This window comes from uncultured Pseudomonas sp. (assembly GCF_913777995.1).
In the GTDB taxonomy this organism is placed as follows: Bacteria; Pseudomonadota; Gammaproteobacteria; order Pseudomonadales; family Pseudomonadaceae; genus Aquipseudomonas.
Window position 1 is genome coordinate 81690 of sequence record NZ_CAJYVE010000034.1, and the last position, 16524, is coordinate 98213.

Sequence of the window (16524 nt, forward strand, 5' to 3'; positions counted from 1 at the left end):
CAGGCTGCGCGAGGCCGCCAAAAATGCCCCGCTCGCCCATCAGTCTTCCCGGCATTTGGTGGTAAGCTCGCCGACCATGAACACTATCCATAGCACCCGCCCCATCGTGCTCTGTCTGTCCGGCCATGACCCCAGCGGTGGTGCCGGCCTGCAGGCCGACATCGAAGCCCTGCTCGCCCAGGGTTGCCACGCGGCCCCGGCCGTTACCGCGCTGACCGTGCAGGACACCGTGAACGTCAGCGACTTCCGTGTACTGGATCGCGAGTGGGTGCTGGCCCAGGCCAATGCCGTGCTCGCCGACTCCCCGGTCGCGGCGGTCAAGCTCGGCATGCTCGGTTCGACGGAAATGGTCGAGACCGTGGTCGAACTGCTTGCCGCGCACCCGCACCTGCCGGTGGTCTGCGACCCGGTGCTGCGCGCCGGTGGCGGCGGTCGGCTGGGCAAGGATGAGGTCGGCTACGCGATGCGCGAACGCCTACTGCCACGCGCCACCATCGCCACGCCGAACCTGCCTGAGGCACGCATCCTCGCCGAACTGCCGGAAGGCAGTGCCGACCAGTGCGCCGAACGTCTGTTGCCATTCTGCGAGCACCTGCTGATCACCGGTGGCCATGGCGACGAGCAGCAAGTGCACAACCGTCTGTACCTGCGCAGCGGTGCCCTGCACACCTTCACCTGCCAGCGCCTGCCTGGCAGCTACCACGGTTCAGGCTGCACCCTGGCCAGTGCCCTGGCCGGGCGCCTGGCCCTCGGCCAGGATGTGGTCAACGCCGTGCAATCGGCCCTGGACTACACCTGGCGGACGCTGCGCGACGCCGACCTGCTGGGCAAGGGGCAATTCGTCCCGCGCCGCCTGCCACTGGATTTCTGCTCATGAACAAGGCCTCCCGGCTGCGCGGCCTGTACGCCATCACCGATGCCCAACTGCTTGCGGGGCGCTTCCTGCCCTACGTCGAGGCGGCCCTGGAAGGCGGCGTAGCCCTGCTGCAATACCGCGACAAAAGCCAGGACGAATCACGCCGCCTGCGCGAAGCCAGTGAACTGCTGCAGCTTTGCGAACGCTACAACACCCGCCTGATCATCAATGACGACGCCGAGCTGGCCGCACGCCTGGGTGTCGGTGTGCACCTGGGCCAGGCCGACGGTTCGCTGGCCAACGCCCGCGCCCTGCTGGGCCGCCACGCAGTGGTCGGCGCCACCTGCCACGGTCGCCTGGAGCTGGCCGAACAGGCCAAGGCCGAAGGCGCCAGCTACGTGGCCTTCGGGCGGTTCTTCAGCTCGCAGACCAAACCTGACGCGCCGGGCGTGCCCCTGCACCTGCTGGAGGACGTGCGCAATCAGGTCAACCTGCCCATCGCGGTCATCGGTGGCATCACCGTGGATAACGCCGCGCCCCTGGTGGAGCACGGTGCCGACCTGCTTGCAGTGGTGCACGGCCTGTTCGGGGCAGACAGTGCCGCCGAGGTCACGCGTCGCGCCCGGGCGTTCAACGCGCTGCTGGCTGGCCACTGATCAGGCAAGCCTGAAGCCCTGCTCGGCCTCCAGGGCCAGCAGGGCGCGTTTTCTCTCCACGCCCCCCGCATAGCCGGTCAGGTCGCCGGCTGCGCCCACTACCCGATGGCAAGGCACGATGATCGAGATCGGGTTGCGCCCATTGGCCGTGCCAACCGCCCTGGAATGCCCGGCGCTGAGGCCCATCTGGCGCGCCATCGCACCGTAGGACATGATCTCGCCGTAGGGAATCCGCGCCAGCGCCTGCCACACCTGCTCCTGGAACGGCGTTCCCCGCGCACGCAGCGGCAGATCGAAGACCTGCCGCTCGCCCGCGAAGAACTCCTGCAACTGCTCGCGAGCCAGGGCGATGATGCGCGGCACCGGTTGCTGATCAGTGACCCGCAGCAGGTCGGGGTAATGCTTCTGCCCAACGAAGAACACACCGGTCAGGGCCTCGTCTTCGGCACGCAGGACGATATCGCCCAAGGGGCTGGTAAACAGGTAGCCCGGTTTCATCGCTTCGCCTCCTCACTCAGATGCCAGAGGTGCACCACCGCATAGGCCCGCCAGGGTGCCCAGCGGCTGGCATGGTCGTCGAGCTGCGCGGCCGTGGCGCAACCCAGGTATTTTTTCAGCACGGCATCGCCTTGCGGAAACGCATTCGGCCAGCCCAGGGCACGCATGGCAATGTACTGCACAGTCCACTCGCCGATCCCACGGATCTGCCGCAGCGCGGTGAGCGTGGGTTCGAGGGGCACCAGCGGTTCGAGCACGATGCGCCCGGCGGCCACCTCTCGGGCCACGGCGATGATCGCTTCGGCGCGAATGCCGATCAGCCCCGTGGCGACCAGCGCCTGCGGCGCCAGCTCGGCCAGCGCCCTGGCCGTCGGAAAAGCCCGCTGCAACCCGTCGGGACCCTCGGCCAACGGGGTGCCGTAGCGCTCGGCGATTCGCGTGAGGATCTGCCGCGCCCTGAGCACCGAAATCTGCTGACCGACCACCGCGCGCACGGCAATCTCGAAGCCATCCGGCACCGACGGCACACGCATGCCCGGCAAGCCTTCGGCCAGTTCGCCCAGGTGCGCATCGACCAGGTCGGGGCGGCACCCGGTGTCGAAGATCCGCCGTACGGCACCCAGCACCTGGGCGATGACAGGCTGCAGCGACGCGCTCACTTGCACCTCAAGGGCATGCCGTGCGGCACGCTGGCGTACGCAAACCCAGCCGGTGAAGCGCTCACCGGCGCGCTCCACTTCCAGCACCCGGCTGTAGCTGTCATCCACCACCTGATCGACCCCGGCGGCGCAGCGATGCGCCAGGAACGCCAGTACACCCGGCCAATTGAACGGCGGCCGGTAGGCCAGCTCGAAGCTCAGGCTGCGCGCGCCCGGCAAGTGCCTGGCCTTGCGCAGCCGCGAGGGGTTGAGACCATAGCGGGCCTGGAAAACGTCGTTGAAACGCCGCACGCTGCCAAAGCCCGCCGCCAACGCCACCTCGGCCATCGACAGCCCGGTGTCGGTCAGCAGCCGTTTGGCGGTCAGCAGGCGCTGGGTCTGGGCAAAATCGATCAACCCTACGCCGAACTCGGCCTCGAAGATGCGTCGCAGGTGGCGACCGCTGACACCGACCCGTTGCGCCAGGTCCTCCAGACTACGGCCGCTGAGGTAACCCTCTTCGATCAGCCGCGCCGCTGCCTGGGCCAGCCGCCCGGAAACGTCCATGGTGGCATGGCCGGGGGCCAGCTCGGGGCGGCAGCGCAGGCAGGGGCGATACCCGGCCTGCTCGGCTGCCGCCGCCGACGCGTAGAACGTGCAATGCCTGGCCAGCGGCGCGCGCACCGGGCACACGGGACGGCAGTAGATACCGGTGGACGACACCCCCATGAAGAACCAGCCGTCGAAACGGCGGTCGCGGGCGACGAACGCGGCATAGCAGGTCTGGGGATCGAATCTGTTCATGCCGCGACTGTAACCCTGGGCCTGGCAAAAGTCTGGCTGAAATCGGACATCGACAACCGGCGGCCGACAGCCATTTGCTATAGTGCCGCTCCTGTACCGCGCCAGCGGGCTCCCGATTTTCCGTTGCAAAGCAGAGACCCGATCATGTCCCGTTCCGAAACACTGTTCGCCAATGCCCAAAAACATATCCCCGGCGGCGTCAACTCGCCGGTGCGCGCATTCAAGAGCGTGGGCGGCACGCCGCTGTTCTTCAAGCATGCCGCTGGCGCCTATGTGACGGACGAAGATGACAAGCGCTATGTCGACTACGTCGGCTCCTGGGGCCCGATGATCCTCGGCCACAGCCATCCTGAAGTCCTCGGCGCCGTGCGCGCCCAGCTGGAGCACGGCCTGTCGTATGGCGCACCGACCGCCATGGAAACCGAGATGGCCGACCTGGTCTGCTCGCTGGTGCCGTCGATGGAAATGGTGCGCATGGTCAGCTCCGGCACCGAGGCGACCATGAGCGCCATCCGCCTGGCACGCGGCTACACCGGCCGCGACAGCATCATCAAGTTCGAAGGCTGCTACCACGGCCATTCCGACAGCCTGCTGGTCAAGGCCGGCTCCGGCGCCCTGACCCTGGGTGTACCCAGCTCTCCCGGCGTACCGGCAGCGTTCGCCAAGCACACCCTGACCCTGCCGTTCAACGATCTGGAGGCCGCTCGCCAGCTGCTCAGCGAAGTCGGCCAGGAAGTGGCGTGCATCATCGTCGAGCCAGTGGCTGGCAACATGAACTGCGTGCCGCCGGCACCGGGCTACCTGCAGGGCCTGCGCCAGCTGTGCGACGAGCACGGCGTGGTGCTGATCTTCGACGAAGTGATGACCGGCTTCCGCGTTGCCCTGGGCGGTGCCCAGGCTTATTACGGCGTCACCCCGGACCTGTCGACCTTCGGCAAGATCATCGGTGGCGGCATGCCGGTCGGCTGCTTCGGCGGCAAGCGCGAAATCATGTCGCACATCGCGCCGCTGGGCCCGGTCTACCAGGCCGGTACCCTGTCGGGTAACCCGCTGGCCATGGCCGCCGGCCTGACCACCCTGCGCCTGATCAGCCGCCCCGGTTTCCATGACGAGCTGCAAGCCTTCACCACCCGCCTGCTCGAAGGCCTGCAGGCACTCGCCGATGCGGCGGGCGTGCCGTTCACCACTACCCAGGCCGGTGGCATGTTCGGCCTGTACTTCACCGACAAGCGGGACATCGTCACCTTCCAGGACGTAATGAGCAGCGATGTCGAGCGCTTCAAGCGGTTCTTCCACCTCATGCTCGAAGGCGGCGTATACCTGGCGCCAAGCGCCTTCGAAGCCGGCTTCACCTCCATCGCCCACGGCGAGAAAGAACTGCAACTGACGCTGGAAGCCGCGAAGCAGGCGTTCGCTGCGCTCTGACCCGCAACGGCGCCGTCCCTCCCTGCGGGGCGGCGACAGCGGTTAGTTCGCAAGCCTCTAAAAGCAAGCTTTTTTAAAGCCGTGCAGCAGAAAAACCGTAAACACTTTGTAAGGTGGCCTCTGCTTATTTCATAATGCGCAGCCAGCATGCATTTGCTCTATGTGTTTCGCCCGCACCTTTTTCCAGAGGTAAGTTGACTCCCATGAACCGCACCGGCCGCACCCTTGCATTGGGCTGCCTGTTGCTTATCTTTCCCCTGCTGGCCCAAGCCGCAGGTGGCAACTCGTTGTTGATCCCAGCGATGGGTCGCTGCACCCTCAATACCTTGCCGGAAAACCTGCCAGCGGCGCTCGACGCCTGCAAACAGGCCGCGCAGGCCGGGGATGCCCAGGCGCAATACGAGTTGGGCGAGTTCTACTACGAGGGCAAGCAGGCACCCCGCGATCTGGCGCAGGCGCTGGACTACTTCGAAAAAGCCTCGCTGCAGGGCCATGCCCAGGCGCAGTACCGGCTTGGTTCGATGTTCGCTGCGGGCGAAGGGGTACCGGCCAACAATATCCAGGCCTATGTGGTCCTGAAGATGGCCGCGGTCAACGGCGCAGAAGATGCACTGGACGCCGCCGACGAGGTGGCTGCGAAGATGGACCGCAAGGAGCTGGAAGCTGCAACCCAGGTCCTGGGGCAGATCTTCCGCAAATACCTGCTGGAACTGCAGAGCGCCGACGGGCGTACGCCCTTTTCACCACTGCCCTGAACGCGGGCAGGCCACACCGGTAGCCCCCCGCCAGCCCGCAGGGCTTACTTTTCAGGCATCGGCATCGGGAATGGCATCACGTTGCTGCCACCCTTGGCTTCGCTGATCTTCGGCGTCCCCATCCGCTCGACTTCGTCGATGCGCACGATCGAGTGCATCGGCACGAAGCTGCGCACCACACCCTCGAACTGCGCCTTGAGTTTTTCCTCGCTGGGGTCCACCACCACAGTGGTGCGTTCACCGAAAACGAATTCCTCCACTTCCAGAAAGCCCCACAGATCACTCTGGTAGATCTGCTTGGCGTACATTTCGTACACCTGGCCCTGGTTGAGGAAGATAACCTTGTAGATGGGAGATTCGCGTTTGGTCATGTCAGGTAGCTGATGATCGCAAGGGTGAAAAAAGGCAGAGACTATAGCAGACCGGCAACCCTGGAAGAGCATCGCCGTCATCCCTATAATGCGCGGTTCTTCGCAACGACAGACTGATCGAGCATGGCCAAGAAGCTTTACATCGAAACCCACGGCTGCCAGATGAACGAGTACGACAGCTCGCGCATGGTCGACCTGCTGGGCGAACATCAAGCCCTGGAAGTGACCAGCCGGGCCGAAGATGCCGACGTGATCCTCCTCAATACCTGCTCGATCCGCGAACGTGCCCAGGACCGCGTGTACTCGCAACTGGGCCGCTGGCGCGAGCTGAAGCAGGCCAACCCGGAGATGGTCATCGCCGTGGGTGGCTGCGTGGCCAGCCAGGAAGGCGCCGCGATCCGCGACCGCGCGCCCTACGTGGACGTGGTCTTCGGCCCGCAGACCCTGCACCGCCTGCCGGAAATGATCGACGCGGCGCGGGTCAGCCGCGAACCGCAGGTCGACGTGTCGTTCCCGGAAATCGAGAAATTCGACCACCTGCCCGAACCCCGCGTCGACGGCCCCACGGCCTTCGTCTCGGTCATGGAAGGCTGCAGCAAGTACTGCACCTTCTGCGTGGTGCCCTATACCCGTGGCGAGGAGGTCAGCCGACCGTTCGACGACGTCATCGGCGAGATCATCCACCTGGCTGAAAACGGCGTGCGGGAAGTCACCCTGCTCGGCCAGAACGTCAATGGCTACCGCAGCCCCAACCCCGACGGCAGCGTCGCCGACCTGGCCGACCTGATCCGTGTGGTGGCCGCCATCGACGGTATCGAGCGTATCCGCTACACCACCTCGCACCCGCTGGAGTTCTCCGACAGCCTGATCCAGGCCCACGCCGAAGTGCCGGAGCTGGTCAAGCACCTGCACCTGCCCGTGCAATCCGGTTCGGACCGCATCCTGGCGGCGATGAAGCGCAACCACACCGTGCTGGAGTACAAGTCGCGGCTGCGCAAGCTCAAGGCGGCGGTGCCGGACATCTGTATCAGTTCCGACTTCATCATCGGCTTCCCGGGTGAAACCGAGAAAGACTTCGAAAACACCATGAAGCTGGTCCAGGACGTGGGTTTCGACTTCTCCTTCTCGTTCGTCTACAGCCCGCGCCCCGGCACCCCGGCCGCCGACCTCAAGGACGACACCCCCGAAGAGGTCAAGAAGCAGCGCCTCAACGCCCTGCAGCATCGTTTGAACCAGCAGGGCTACGAGATCAGCCGACAGATGGTGGGGACTACCCAGCGCATTCTGGTCACTGATTACTCGCGCCGCGACCCGGGCCAGTTGCAGGGGCGTACCGAGAACAACCGGATCGTCAACTTCACCTGCAACAATCCGAGCCTCATCGGCCAGTTTGTCAACGTCCACATTGACGACGCACAGCCCCATTCCCTGCGTGGCTCGCTGCTGATGTAACCGGCGCCCGTCCGCGAACGGCTCAACCACGGGCCTTTCGCGGAACGCGTCACGGCGGCGCAAGTCAGAGCTTTCGCACAGCGAAAGCTGGGGTTATGCTGCAACTCACTTCAACAGCCGTCAGGCGGCCAAAAAAGACCTTGAACGCACCCATAGAACCTCACCGTTTTATCCTCGAACCTTTCGAGGCCCATCGTTTCGCCAACCTGTGCGGGCAACTCGACGAGCATCTGCGCCTGATCGAGCAGCGCCTGGACATCGAGATCCGCAACCGCGGCAATCAGTTCGAACTGATCGGCGATCCCAAGCAGACCTCCTCGGCAGAAAACCTGCTGCGCCTTCTCTACCGGGAAACCAAGGGCTCCGAGCTTACCCCGGACATGGTTCACCTGTTCCTGCAGGAGTCGGGCATAGAGGCCCTGAACCAGAATTCGGCCAGCGACCCGAGCGTGGCCCTGCGCACCAAGAAAGGCATGATCCGTCCGCGCGGCTTCAACCAGCAGCGCTACGTCAAGGCGATCCTCAACAACGACATCAACTTCGGCATCGGCCCGGCCGGTACCGGCAAGACCTACCTGGCCGTGGCCTGCGCGGTCGATGCGCTGGAGCGCGAGCAGATCCGCCGCATCCTGCTGGTGCGCCCGGCGGTCGAGGCCGGCGAGAAACTGGGCTTCCTGCCCGGCGACCTGGCGCAGAAGATCGACCCCTACCTGCGCCCCCTGTACGACGCCCTCTACGAAATGCTCGGCTTCGAATACGTGGCCAAGCTGATCGAGAAGCAGATCATCGAGATCGCCCCGCTGGCCTACATGCGCGGTCGCACCCTTAATAACAGCTTCATCATTCTCGACGAGAGTCAGAACACCACCGTCGAGCAGATGAAAATGTTCCTGACCCGTATCGGCTTCGGCTCCACCGCCGTGATCACCGGCGACATCACCCAGGTCGACCTGCCTCGCGGCACCAAGTCGGGCCTGGCGCATGTCATCGAGGTGCTCAAGGACGTGCCGGGCATCAGCTTCACGCATTTCCGCCCCAAAGACGTGGTGCGCCACCCATTGGTGCAACGCATCGTGGAAGCCTACGAGCGTTTCGACGAGCGCACCGGCACTGGCGAAACCGCCAAGGGCGGCGAACGCGATGCTTGAGCTGGACCTGCAGATCGCCAGCGACACCCCCGCGCCCAGCGAGGCCCAGTTCCGCCAGTGGTGCGAAATGGGCCTGCGCCAGCGCCAGGGCGACTCGGAAATGACCATTCGCCTGGTCGACGAAGCGGAAGGCCGCGAGCTCAACCGCACCTGGCGGCACAAGGACTACGCCACCAACGTGCTGTCGTTCCCCGCCGACGTCCCCGATGACCTGCTGGACATCCCGCTGCTGGGCGACCTGGTCATCTGCGTCCCGGTAGTCGACCGCGAGGCCGCCGAGCAAGGCAAGGCCCGCGATGCACACTGGGCGCACATGGTCATCCACGGCTGCCTGCACCTGCTCGGCTATGACCACATCGACGACGATGAAGCCGAGGAAATGGAAGCGCTGGAACGAAGGTTGCTTGAGGAGCTGGGCTATCCGGATCCTTATGCGGACGACGACAGCGAAGCCCCCCATCATTCAGAAACACCACGCAAGGACCACGAGTAAGGGCCATGAGCGAAGATCGATCGAGCAATGGGCAGAAGTCATGGCTGGGTAAACTGACCCAGGCTTTTGCCCACGAGCCCAAGAACCGCCAGGAGCTGCTGGAGCTGCTGCGCGAAGCCCACCAGAACAAACTGCTGGACAGCGAAGCGCTGGCCATCGTCGAGGGGGCCATCCAGGTCGCCGACCTGCAGGTGCGCGACATCATGATCCCGCGCTCGCAGATGATCAGCATCAAGGCCAACCAGACCCCACGCGAATTCCTGCCTGCAGTGATCGACGCCGCGCACTCGCGCTACCCGGTCATCGGCGAAAGCCACGATGACGTGCTCGGTGTGCTGCTGGCCAAGGACCTGCTGCCGCTGATCCTGCAGCAGGACGAAGCGACCGACATCAAGAACCTGCTGCGCCCGGCCACCTTCGTGCCCGAGTCCAAGCGCCTCAACGTGCTGCTGCGCGAATTCCGCGCCAACCATAACCACATGGCCATCGTCATCGACGAATACGGCGGTGTGGCCGGCCTGGTGACCATCGAGGACGTGCTGGAGCAGATCGTCGGCGACATCGAGGACGAACACGACGTCGAGGAAGACAGCTACATCAAACCGCTGCCCAGCGGTGACTTCCTGGTCAAGGCGCTGACGCCCATCGAAAGCTTCAACGAGTTCTTCGACAGCGAATTCTCCGATGACGAATTCGACACCGTCGGCGGCCTGGTGATGAACGCCTTCGGCCATCTGCCCAAGCGCAATGAAACCACCGAGATCGGCGCCTACCGGTTCCGCATTCTCAATGCCGACAGCCGCCGCATCCACCTGCTGCGCCTGAGCCCGGTTTCACGCCTCTGAGCGATGCCCACCGACCGCAAGCCTGAATGTAACGAGCCGTACTAAGGAAAATCGATGCGCTGGATCACCCGCCCCGGCTGGCCCGGTAACTTGCTGGCCGTGGCGGCCGGCGGCCTCACCACCTTGGCCCTGGCGCCATTCGATATCTGGCCCCTGGCGCTGCTCGCCGCAGCGCTGTTCTATCTTGGCTTGCGCGACCTGAGCCCACGCCAGGCGCTGGGCCGCGGCTGGTGCTTCGGCTTCGGTCTGTTCGGTGCCGGCACCAGCTGGATCTACGTCAGCATCCACACCTACGGCGGCGCTTCGGCGCTACTGGCCGGCCTGCTGATGCTGGCGTTCATCGCCGCCATCGCGTTGTTCTTCGCCCTGCCCGCCTGGCTCTGGGTACGCTGGCTGAGGCGCAGCCACAGGCCGCTGGCCGATGCCGTAGCCTTCGCCGCGCTGTGGGTGCTGCAAGAAACCTTCCGCGGCTGGTTCCTCACCGGTTTCCCATGGCTGTATTCCGGCTACAGTCAGCTCGACGGCCCACTGGCCGGGCTGGCGCCGCTGGGCGGGGTGTGGCTGATTTCCTTCGTCCTGGCCCTGAGCGCCGCGCTGCTGTGCAACCTGCCGCGCCTGCGCCAGCAGCCGGCCTGGCTGGGAATGGCAGCAGTGCTGCTGGTCGTTCTCTGGGTGATTGCCCTGGTGCTCAAGGACCACGCCTGGACCTCGCCCTCCGGCAAGCCGCTGAAGGTTGCGGCCATCCAGGGCAATGTCGAACAGATGCTGAAATGGGACCCCGCGCACCTCAATGCGCAACTGGCGCTGTACCGCGACATGACCTTCCGCTCACAGCCGGCCGACCTGATCGTCTGGCCGGAAACTGCCGTGCCGGTGCTCAAGGAAAGCGCCGAAGGCTACCTGAGCATGATGGGCAACTTTGCCGGCGAACGCCGCTCGGCGCTGATCACCGGCGTGCCAGTGCGTGAACTCAGCGGTCGCGGTGTGTACCGCTACTACAACGGCATTACCGTGACCGGCGAGGGCGACGGCCTGTACTACAAGCAGAAGCTGGTGCCGTTCGGTGAGTACGTGCCGTTGCAGGACGCGCTGCGCGGCCTGATCGAGTTCTTCAACCTGCCGATGTCCGACTTCGCCCGCGGCCCCAACGACCAGGCACTGCTGCAGGCCAAGGGTTACCAGATCGCGCCATACATCTGCTACGAGGTGGTCTACCCGGAATTCGCCGCCAGCCTGGCCGCCCGCAGCGACCTGCTGCTGACCATCAGCAATGACACCTGGTTCGGCACCTCCATCGGCCCGTTGCAGCACCTGCAGATGGCGCAGATGCGCGCCCTGGAAGCCGGCCGCTGGATGATCCGCGCCACCAACAATGGCGTCACCGCATTGATCGACCCGTTCGGCCGCATCACCACCCGGGTGCCACAGTTCGAGCGCGCGGTGATGTACGGCGAAGTGGTGCCGATGCATGAGCTGACGCCCTACCTGCGCTGGCGCTCCTGGCCACTGGGCATCGTCTGCACCGCACTGCTGGGCTGGGCCTTGCTGACGGCACGGCCCACCAGGCAAGCCCAGGACTGATCGCCTTGGATGCGGCGCTTTAGCCGCAATGCAGTTCGGTTAGGCGTCATGTGATTCGGTAGGAGCGGCTTTGGCCACGAAAGGGCCAGGAAGTCGCGGCATCGGTGAACACCCGGTCGCTTCGCGGCTGAAGCCGCCCCTACCGGTCGAACAGGCTAGTCGGCATACGCCCACGGATAGACCAGCAAGCCCGCCGCCTCATTGAGCAACACCGCGCTGTGGGCAAAGGCACGGGCTTCCGGCAACCAGCCACCGAAGGGCGTGGCGTTGTCCACACCCAGGAAGCCCACCGGCGCGCCAATCACCTCGAAGCCCGCCTGCTCGAAGCTCCACACAGCCCTGGGCATGTGCCAGGCCTGGGTCACCACTACCACGCGCCTGACCCCCTGCGGTAGCAGTTGCTGCGCGCTGAACCGGGCATTCTCCCAGGTGGTACGGCTCTGCTCTTCCAGCCAGCGCACTTGAACACCGAAGTCTCTCTGCAGGGTGTCGGCCATCATCCGCGACTCACTGGGCGGCTCACCGTAATGCAAGCCGCCGCTGGTCAGCAGCGGCAGACCGCTGACCCTGGCCAGGTGCGCGGCCATCTGCAGACGCTGCAGCCCCATCGGCGTCGGTACATCCTCGCCCCAGGCCGGCGCCTGACGCTCGCGACCGTTGCCCAGCACCACGATGGCATCGGCGCGCTGCGCCAGGCTGGCCCACTGCGCCTGAGGCAACGGCGGCACGCGTTCCAGCTGGCGCGCGGCATGCTCCACCACCACCGGCAGGCTCATCAGCCACAGACCACCCAGCCCGCAGGCGAAGCACGCCAGCGCCAGGCGCGGCCGCGAGCGTCGCAGCCACCAGGCCAGCAGCAAAAGAAGGAACAGAATGCCAGGCGGCAGCAGCAGGGTCTTGAACAGGTAACGCAAGGGCATTGGGCATCTCCATCGATGCCCGAAGCCTAAATTGAATGGTGCCAGGCAACAATGCCTGCTGAACGGGCCCGCAGCCCGCGATGATCAGAACTTGAAAGTGTTCTGTGAGTAACGGCCCGGTCTGGCCACGGTGTTTGCTCGCCTCTTGTCTTTGAGCCAGATGACCCTGGCCAAATCCTGCGACACCTCGACTGGCACGGAACGCTCCGGCGAAGCCATGCAACTGCCCTGTGACATACCCTCAACAGCCCCGTTTGCGGCCCTCGCGCCTTTCTCAAGGTAGGCCTCGATCAATTCGAACTCCGCGTTACTGAGCCCGTCGAGCTCCAGCTCCTCGGGCATCTCGTCGCGCAGCCGGCCTGCGGTGCTTGCCGTTTCCAGCGCAAGCCCGAGGCGATTGATCAAACGTTCATACAGCTCAGGAGTGACTACTGTGTGCTGCAACTCTGTCATCCGCTCACCTCACTGAAGATTGGACATCCTCGTCTTTGAGCTTAGCGCTGCCACCGAAACAGGCGCGAAACTGCGACCAACGGCGGGAACTAATCGGCAAGCGCGCTGGCAGGCGGACTTTTTTGCCCGCCGTCATCGCAATCAGGGTTTCCCTCGATCGTCGGCGCTCATGTATGCTACGGCGTTTCCTGTCACTCCACTTGCGCCCCGCAGAGCTCCAACGCACCGCCCAGGCCATCGCGCCCGGTGCCGACCTGACTCGCGAAGCGATGAAGAGGCCAAGGGTCACCAATCCTTAGTAAAAAGCAGCCATGCACGAACTCTATCAGCCCCGCGAAATCGAAGCCGCCGCCCAGTCGTTCTGGGACGAGCAAAAGTCTTTTGAAGTCAGTGAACAGCCAGGCAAGGACACCTACTACTGCCTGTCGATGTTTCCCTACCCCAGCGGCAAGCTGCACATGGGTCATGTGCGCAACTACACCATCGGTGACGTGATCGCCCGCTACCAGCGCATGCAGGGCAAGAACGTGCTGCAGCCAATGGGCTGGGACGCCTTCGGCATGCCGGCGGAAAACGCCGCGATGAAGAACAACGTCGCTCCGGCCAAGTGGACCTACGAAAACATCGCCTACATGAAGACCCAGCTCAACAGCCTGGGCCTGGCGATCGACTGGTCCCGTGAAGTGACCACCTGCAAGCCCGACTACTACCGCTGGGAGCAGTGGCTGTTCACCCGCCTGTTCGAAAAGGGCGTGATCTACCGCAAGAACGGCACCGTGAACTGGGACCCGGTGGACCAGACCGTACTGGCCAACGAGCAGGTCATCGACGGCCGCGGCTGGCGTTCCGGCGCGCTGATCGAAAAGCGCGAGATCCCGATGTACTACTTCCGCATCACCGACTATGCGGACGAACTGCTGGAAAGCCTCGACGAGCTGCCGGGCTGGCCCGAGCAGGTCAAGACCATGCAGCGCAACTGGATCGGCAAGTCGCGCGGCATGGAAGTGCAATTCCCCTATGACCAGGCGAGCATCGGCCATGCCGGCGCGCTGAAGGTCTTCACCACCCGCCCCGACACCCTGATGGGCGCCACCTACGTGGCCGTCGCTGCCGAGCACCCGCTGGCCACCCAGGCCGCGCAGGGCAATGCCGAATTGCAAGCCTTCATCGAAGAGTGCAAGAGCGGCAGCGTCGCCGAAGCCGACGTCGCCACCCAAGAGAAGAAGGGCATGCCCACTTCCCTGTTCGTCGAGCACCCACTGACCGGCGAGAAACTGCCGGTCTGGGTCGCCAACTACGTGCTGATGCACTACGGCGACGGCGCGGTGATGGCCGTGCCGGCGCATGACGAGCGCGACTTCGAATTCGCCCGCAAGTACGACCTGCCGGTCAAGGCCGTGGTGCGCACCAGCGCTGGCGACGAGGTCGGCAGCGAGTGGCAGGCCGCCTACGGTGAGCATGGCCAGCTGATCAACTCCGGCGCCTTCGACGGCCTGGACTTCCAGGGTGCCTTCGACGCCATCGAAGCGGCGCTGATCAGCAAAGACCTCGGCAAGTCGCGCACCCAGTTCCGCCTGCGCGACTGGGGCATCAGCCGCCAGCGTTACTGGGGCTGCCCGATCCCGATCATCCACTGCCCGTCCTGCGGCGACGTACCGGTGCCGGAAGAGCAACTGCCGGTGGTGCTGCCCGAGAACGTCGTTCCGGACGGCGCCGGCTCGCCCCTGGCGCGCATGCCCGAGTTCTACGAATGCAGCTGCCCGAAATGCGGCGCTGCGGCCAAGCGTGAAACCGACACCATGGACACCTTCGTCGAGTCGTCCTGGTACTTCGCCCGCTACGCCTCGCCGAAGTACGAAGGCGGCATGGTCGACCCGCAGGCCGCCAACCACTGGCTGCCGGTGGACCAGTACATCGGCGGTATCGAACACGCGATCCTGCACCTGCTGTATGCGCGCTTCTTCCACAAGCTGATGCGCGACGAGGGCCTGGTCAGCTCCAACGAGCCGTTCAAGAACCTGCTGACCCAGGGCATGGTGGTCGCCGAGACCTACTACCGCACCGCCAGCAACGGCGGCAAGGACTGGTTCAACCCCGCCGACGTCGAGGTCGAGCGCGATGCCAAGGCCAAGATCATTGGCGCACGCCTGAAGACCGACGGCCAGCCGGTGGAAATCGGCGGCACCGAGAAGATGTCCAAGTCGAAGAACAACGGCGTCGACCCGCAAGCCATGATCGATGCCTACGGCGCCGACACTTGCCGCCTGTTCATGATGTTCGCCTCGCCACCCGACATGAGCCTGGAATGGTCCGACTCCGGTGTCGAAGGCGCCAACCGCTTCCTGCGCCGTGTCTGGCGCCTGGCTCACGCGCATGTCAGCCAGGGCCTGCCCGGCCAGCTCGACGTCGCGGCGCTGGATGACGCCCAGAAGGCCGTGCGTCGCGCCATCCACGCGGCGATCAAGCAGGCCAGCACCGATATCGGTCAGTTCCACAAGTTCAACACCGCCATCGCCCAGGTGATGACCCTGATGAACGTGCTGGAAAAGGCCCCGCAGGCCAGCGCACAGGACCGTGCCCTGCTGCAGGAAGGCCTGGAGGCCGTGGTCCTGCTGCTGGCGCCGATCACTCCGCACATCAGCCACGTACTCTGGCAACAGCTGGGGCACGAGGGTGCCGCCATCGACGCCGGCTGGCCGGCGCTGGATGAAAGCGCGCTGGTGCAGGACAGCCTGCAACTGGTGGTACAGGTCAACGGCAAGCTGCGCGGGCACATCGAAATGCCGGCCAGCGCCAGCCGCGAAGACATCGAGGCCGCCGCACGGGTCAACGAGAACGTGCAGCGCTTCGTCGACGGCCTGACCATCCGCAAGGTCATCGTCGTACCCGGCAAGCTCGTCAACATCGTCGCCAGCTGATAGACCAGGGCGCCCGCCACACGCGGGCGCCCACCAATTTCCGGGGTACGCGTCGCGGCCCTCAAGGATTCAAGGGGAGTATCGAGATGATCAAACGCAATCTGCTGGTAGTCGGCCTGGCCGTGCTCCTGAGTGCCTGTGGCTTCCAGCTGCGCGGCACCGGCAGCAACGAGTTGCCGCTCAAGGAACTGGACCTGAGCGCACGCAACGCCTACGGCGAGACCGTGACCCAGCTCAACCGCCTGCTGACCGCAGGTGGCGTGAAGATCTACCCTGGCGCGCAGTACAAGCTGATCCTGGTCAACGAGGCTGAAACCCAGCGCACCGCGAGCTACTCCGGCTCTGGCCGCTCCGCCGAGTACCAACTGACCTCGACCCTGAACTTCGAGATCCACGGCATGCAGGACCGTTTCCTGCTGGGCGAGAAGATCAGCGTCGACCGCGTGTACGTCCACGACGGCAACAACCTGACCGGTTCCGACCAGGAAGCCGCCCAGGTTCGTCAGGAAATGCGCCACGACCTGATCCAGCGCCTGTTGGCCCGCCTGCAACAGATGACGCCTGAGTACCTGGAAAAACTGCAGGCCCGTGCCGATGACGTGGCCCGTGCCGAAGAGCAGGCTCGCCAGGAGGCCCAGCGCCTGCGTGACGAGACCCCGCAACAGTCGCCCATCGAAATTCCTGGCCGCTAAGCCAGCAAGGGGCCAGCTC

16 protein-coding genes are annotated in these 16524 nt (G+C 64.9%); 11 read left to right on the forward strand and 5 right to left on the reverse strand.

All coding sequences use genetic code 11. The annotated features are described in order from the left end of the window. The first annotated feature begins 76 nt into the window (after positions 1 to 76). Positions 77 to 877 carry a hydroxymethylpyrimidine/phosphomethylpyrimidine kinase gene (locus QZ497_RS14785; protein ID WP_295476456.1) on the forward strand — a complete coding sequence of 267 codons (801 nt, stop codon included), beginning with the start codon at positions 77 to 79 and terminating at the stop codon, positions 875 to 877. Beyond that, the gene (thiE, locus tag QZ497_RS14790; protein WP_295476458.1) at positions 874 to 1512 is read left to right on the forward strand and encodes a thiamine phosphate synthase; all 639 of its coding nucleotides are present in this window, start codon (positions 874 to 876) and stop codon (positions 1510 to 1512) included. Before QZ497_RS14785 ends, thiE begins: the two co-directional genes overlap by 4 nt. Here the strand turns inward: thiE and QZ497_RS14795 are convergent, their stop codons facing one another. Both QZ497_RS14795 and QZ497_RS14800 read right to left on the reverse strand, forming a co-directional pair. Beyond that, positions 1513 to 2010 (reverse strand): methylated-DNA--[protein]-cysteine S-methyltransferase, encoded by a 498-nt coding sequence (locus tag QZ497_RS14795; RefSeq protein WP_295476460.1) that lies wholly within the window; start codon positions 2008 to 2010, stop codon positions 1513 to 1515. After that, a complete protein-coding gene (locus QZ497_RS14800) occupies positions 2007 to 3452 on the reverse strand; it encodes an AlkA N-terminal domain-containing protein (RefSeq protein WP_295476462.1) in 1446 nt (481 codons plus the stop codon). Before QZ497_RS14800 ends, QZ497_RS14795 begins: the two co-directional genes overlap by 4 nt. A gap of 144 nt (positions 3453 to 3596) precedes the next feature. Here QZ497_RS14800 and hemL point away from each other — a divergent pair, with 144 nt between their 5' ends. Together hemL and QZ497_RS14810 are read left to right on the forward strand one after the other, a co-directional pair. Then, positions 3597 to 4877 carry a glutamate-1-semialdehyde 2,1-aminomutase gene (gene hemL / locus QZ497_RS14805; RefSeq protein WP_295476464.1) on the forward strand — a complete coding sequence of 427 codons (1281 nt, stop codon included), beginning with the start codon at positions 3597 to 3599 and terminating at the stop codon, positions 4875 to 4877. A 203-nt stretch (positions 4878 to 5080) separates the two neighbouring features. Then, the gene (locus tag QZ497_RS14810; RefSeq protein WP_295476466.1) at positions 5081 to 5632 is read left to right on the forward strand and encodes a tetratricopeptide repeat protein; all 552 of its coding nucleotides are present in this window, start codon (positions 5081 to 5083) and stop codon (positions 5630 to 5632) included. Between the two features lie 44 nt (positions 5633 to 5676). On the opposite strand, the gene QZ497_RS14815 is transcribed toward QZ497_RS14810, so the two are convergent. Beyond that, a complete protein-coding gene (locus QZ497_RS14815) occupies positions 5677 to 6003 on the reverse strand; it encodes a DUF1820 family protein (RefSeq protein ID WP_295476468.1) in 327 nt (108 codons plus the stop codon). A 123-nt stretch (positions 6004 to 6126) separates the two neighbouring features. Between QZ497_RS14815 and miaB the strand changes: the two genes are divergently transcribed. From miaB to lnt, 5 genes are all read left to right on the forward strand, one after another. Further along, positions 6127 to 7455: a tRNA (N6-isopentenyl adenosine(37)-C2)-methylthiotransferase MiaB gene (gene miaB / locus QZ497_RS14820; protein WP_295476469.1), complete on the forward strand. Its 1329-nt coding sequence runs from the start codon at positions 6127 to 6129 to the stop codon at positions 7453 to 7455. A 140-nt stretch (positions 7456 to 7595) separates the two neighbouring features. Next, the gene (locus QZ497_RS14825) at positions 7596 to 8603 is read left to right on the forward strand and encodes a PhoH family protein (protein WP_295476471.1); all 1008 of its coding nucleotides are present in this window, start codon (positions 7596 to 7598) and stop codon (positions 8601 to 8603) included. Further along, positions 8596 to 9096, forward strand: coding sequence for an rRNA maturation RNase YbeY (gene ybeY, locus QZ497_RS14830; RefSeq protein WP_295476473.1), 501 nt, complete (start codon positions 8596 to 8598; stop codon positions 9094 to 9096). The genes QZ497_RS14825 and ybeY overlap by 8 nt, the downstream gene beginning before the upstream one ends. A gap of 5 nt (positions 9097 to 9101) precedes the next feature. Further along, positions 9102 to 9941 carry an HlyC/CorC family transporter gene (locus tag QZ497_RS14835; protein ID WP_295476474.1) on the forward strand — a complete coding sequence of 280 codons (840 nt, stop codon included), beginning with the start codon at positions 9102 to 9104 and terminating at the stop codon, positions 9939 to 9941. Positions 9942 to 9995: 54 nt separating this feature from the next. Continuing rightward, entirely contained in the window at positions 9996 to 11522 is a 1527-nt protein-coding gene (gene lnt, locus QZ497_RS14840) for an apolipoprotein N-acyltransferase (protein ID WP_295476476.1), read from the forward strand. 155 nt (positions 11523 to 11677) lie between these two features. Here lnt and QZ497_RS14845 read toward each other — a convergent pair whose 3' ends face one another. Both QZ497_RS14845 and QZ497_RS14850 read right to left on the reverse strand, forming a co-directional pair. Beyond that, positions 11678 to 12442, reverse strand: coding sequence for a YdcF family protein (locus tag QZ497_RS14845; protein WP_295476477.1), 765 nt, complete (start codon positions 12440 to 12442; stop codon positions 11678 to 11680). Between the two features lie 84 nt (positions 12443 to 12526). Further along, positions 12527 to 12895 (reverse strand): hypothetical protein, encoded by a 369-nt coding sequence (locus QZ497_RS14850; RefSeq protein WP_295476478.1) that lies wholly within the window; start codon positions 12893 to 12895, stop codon positions 12527 to 12529. Positions 12896 to 13206: 311 nt separating this feature from the next. Here QZ497_RS14850 and leuS point away from each other — a divergent pair, with 311 nt between their 5' ends. Both leuS and lptE read left to right on the forward strand, forming a co-directional pair. Continuing rightward, a complete protein-coding gene (leuS, locus tag QZ497_RS14855) occupies positions 13207 to 15813 on the forward strand; it encodes a leucine--tRNA ligase (RefSeq protein ID WP_295476479.1) in 2607 nt (868 codons plus the stop codon). An 86-nt stretch (positions 15814 to 15899) separates the two neighbouring features. Further along, positions 15900 to 16505: an LPS assembly lipoprotein LptE gene (gene lptE / locus QZ497_RS14860; protein ID WP_295476480.1), complete on the forward strand. Its 606-nt coding sequence runs from the start codon at positions 15900 to 15902 to the stop codon at positions 16503 to 16505. Positions 16506 to 16524 lie beyond the last annotated feature (19 nt).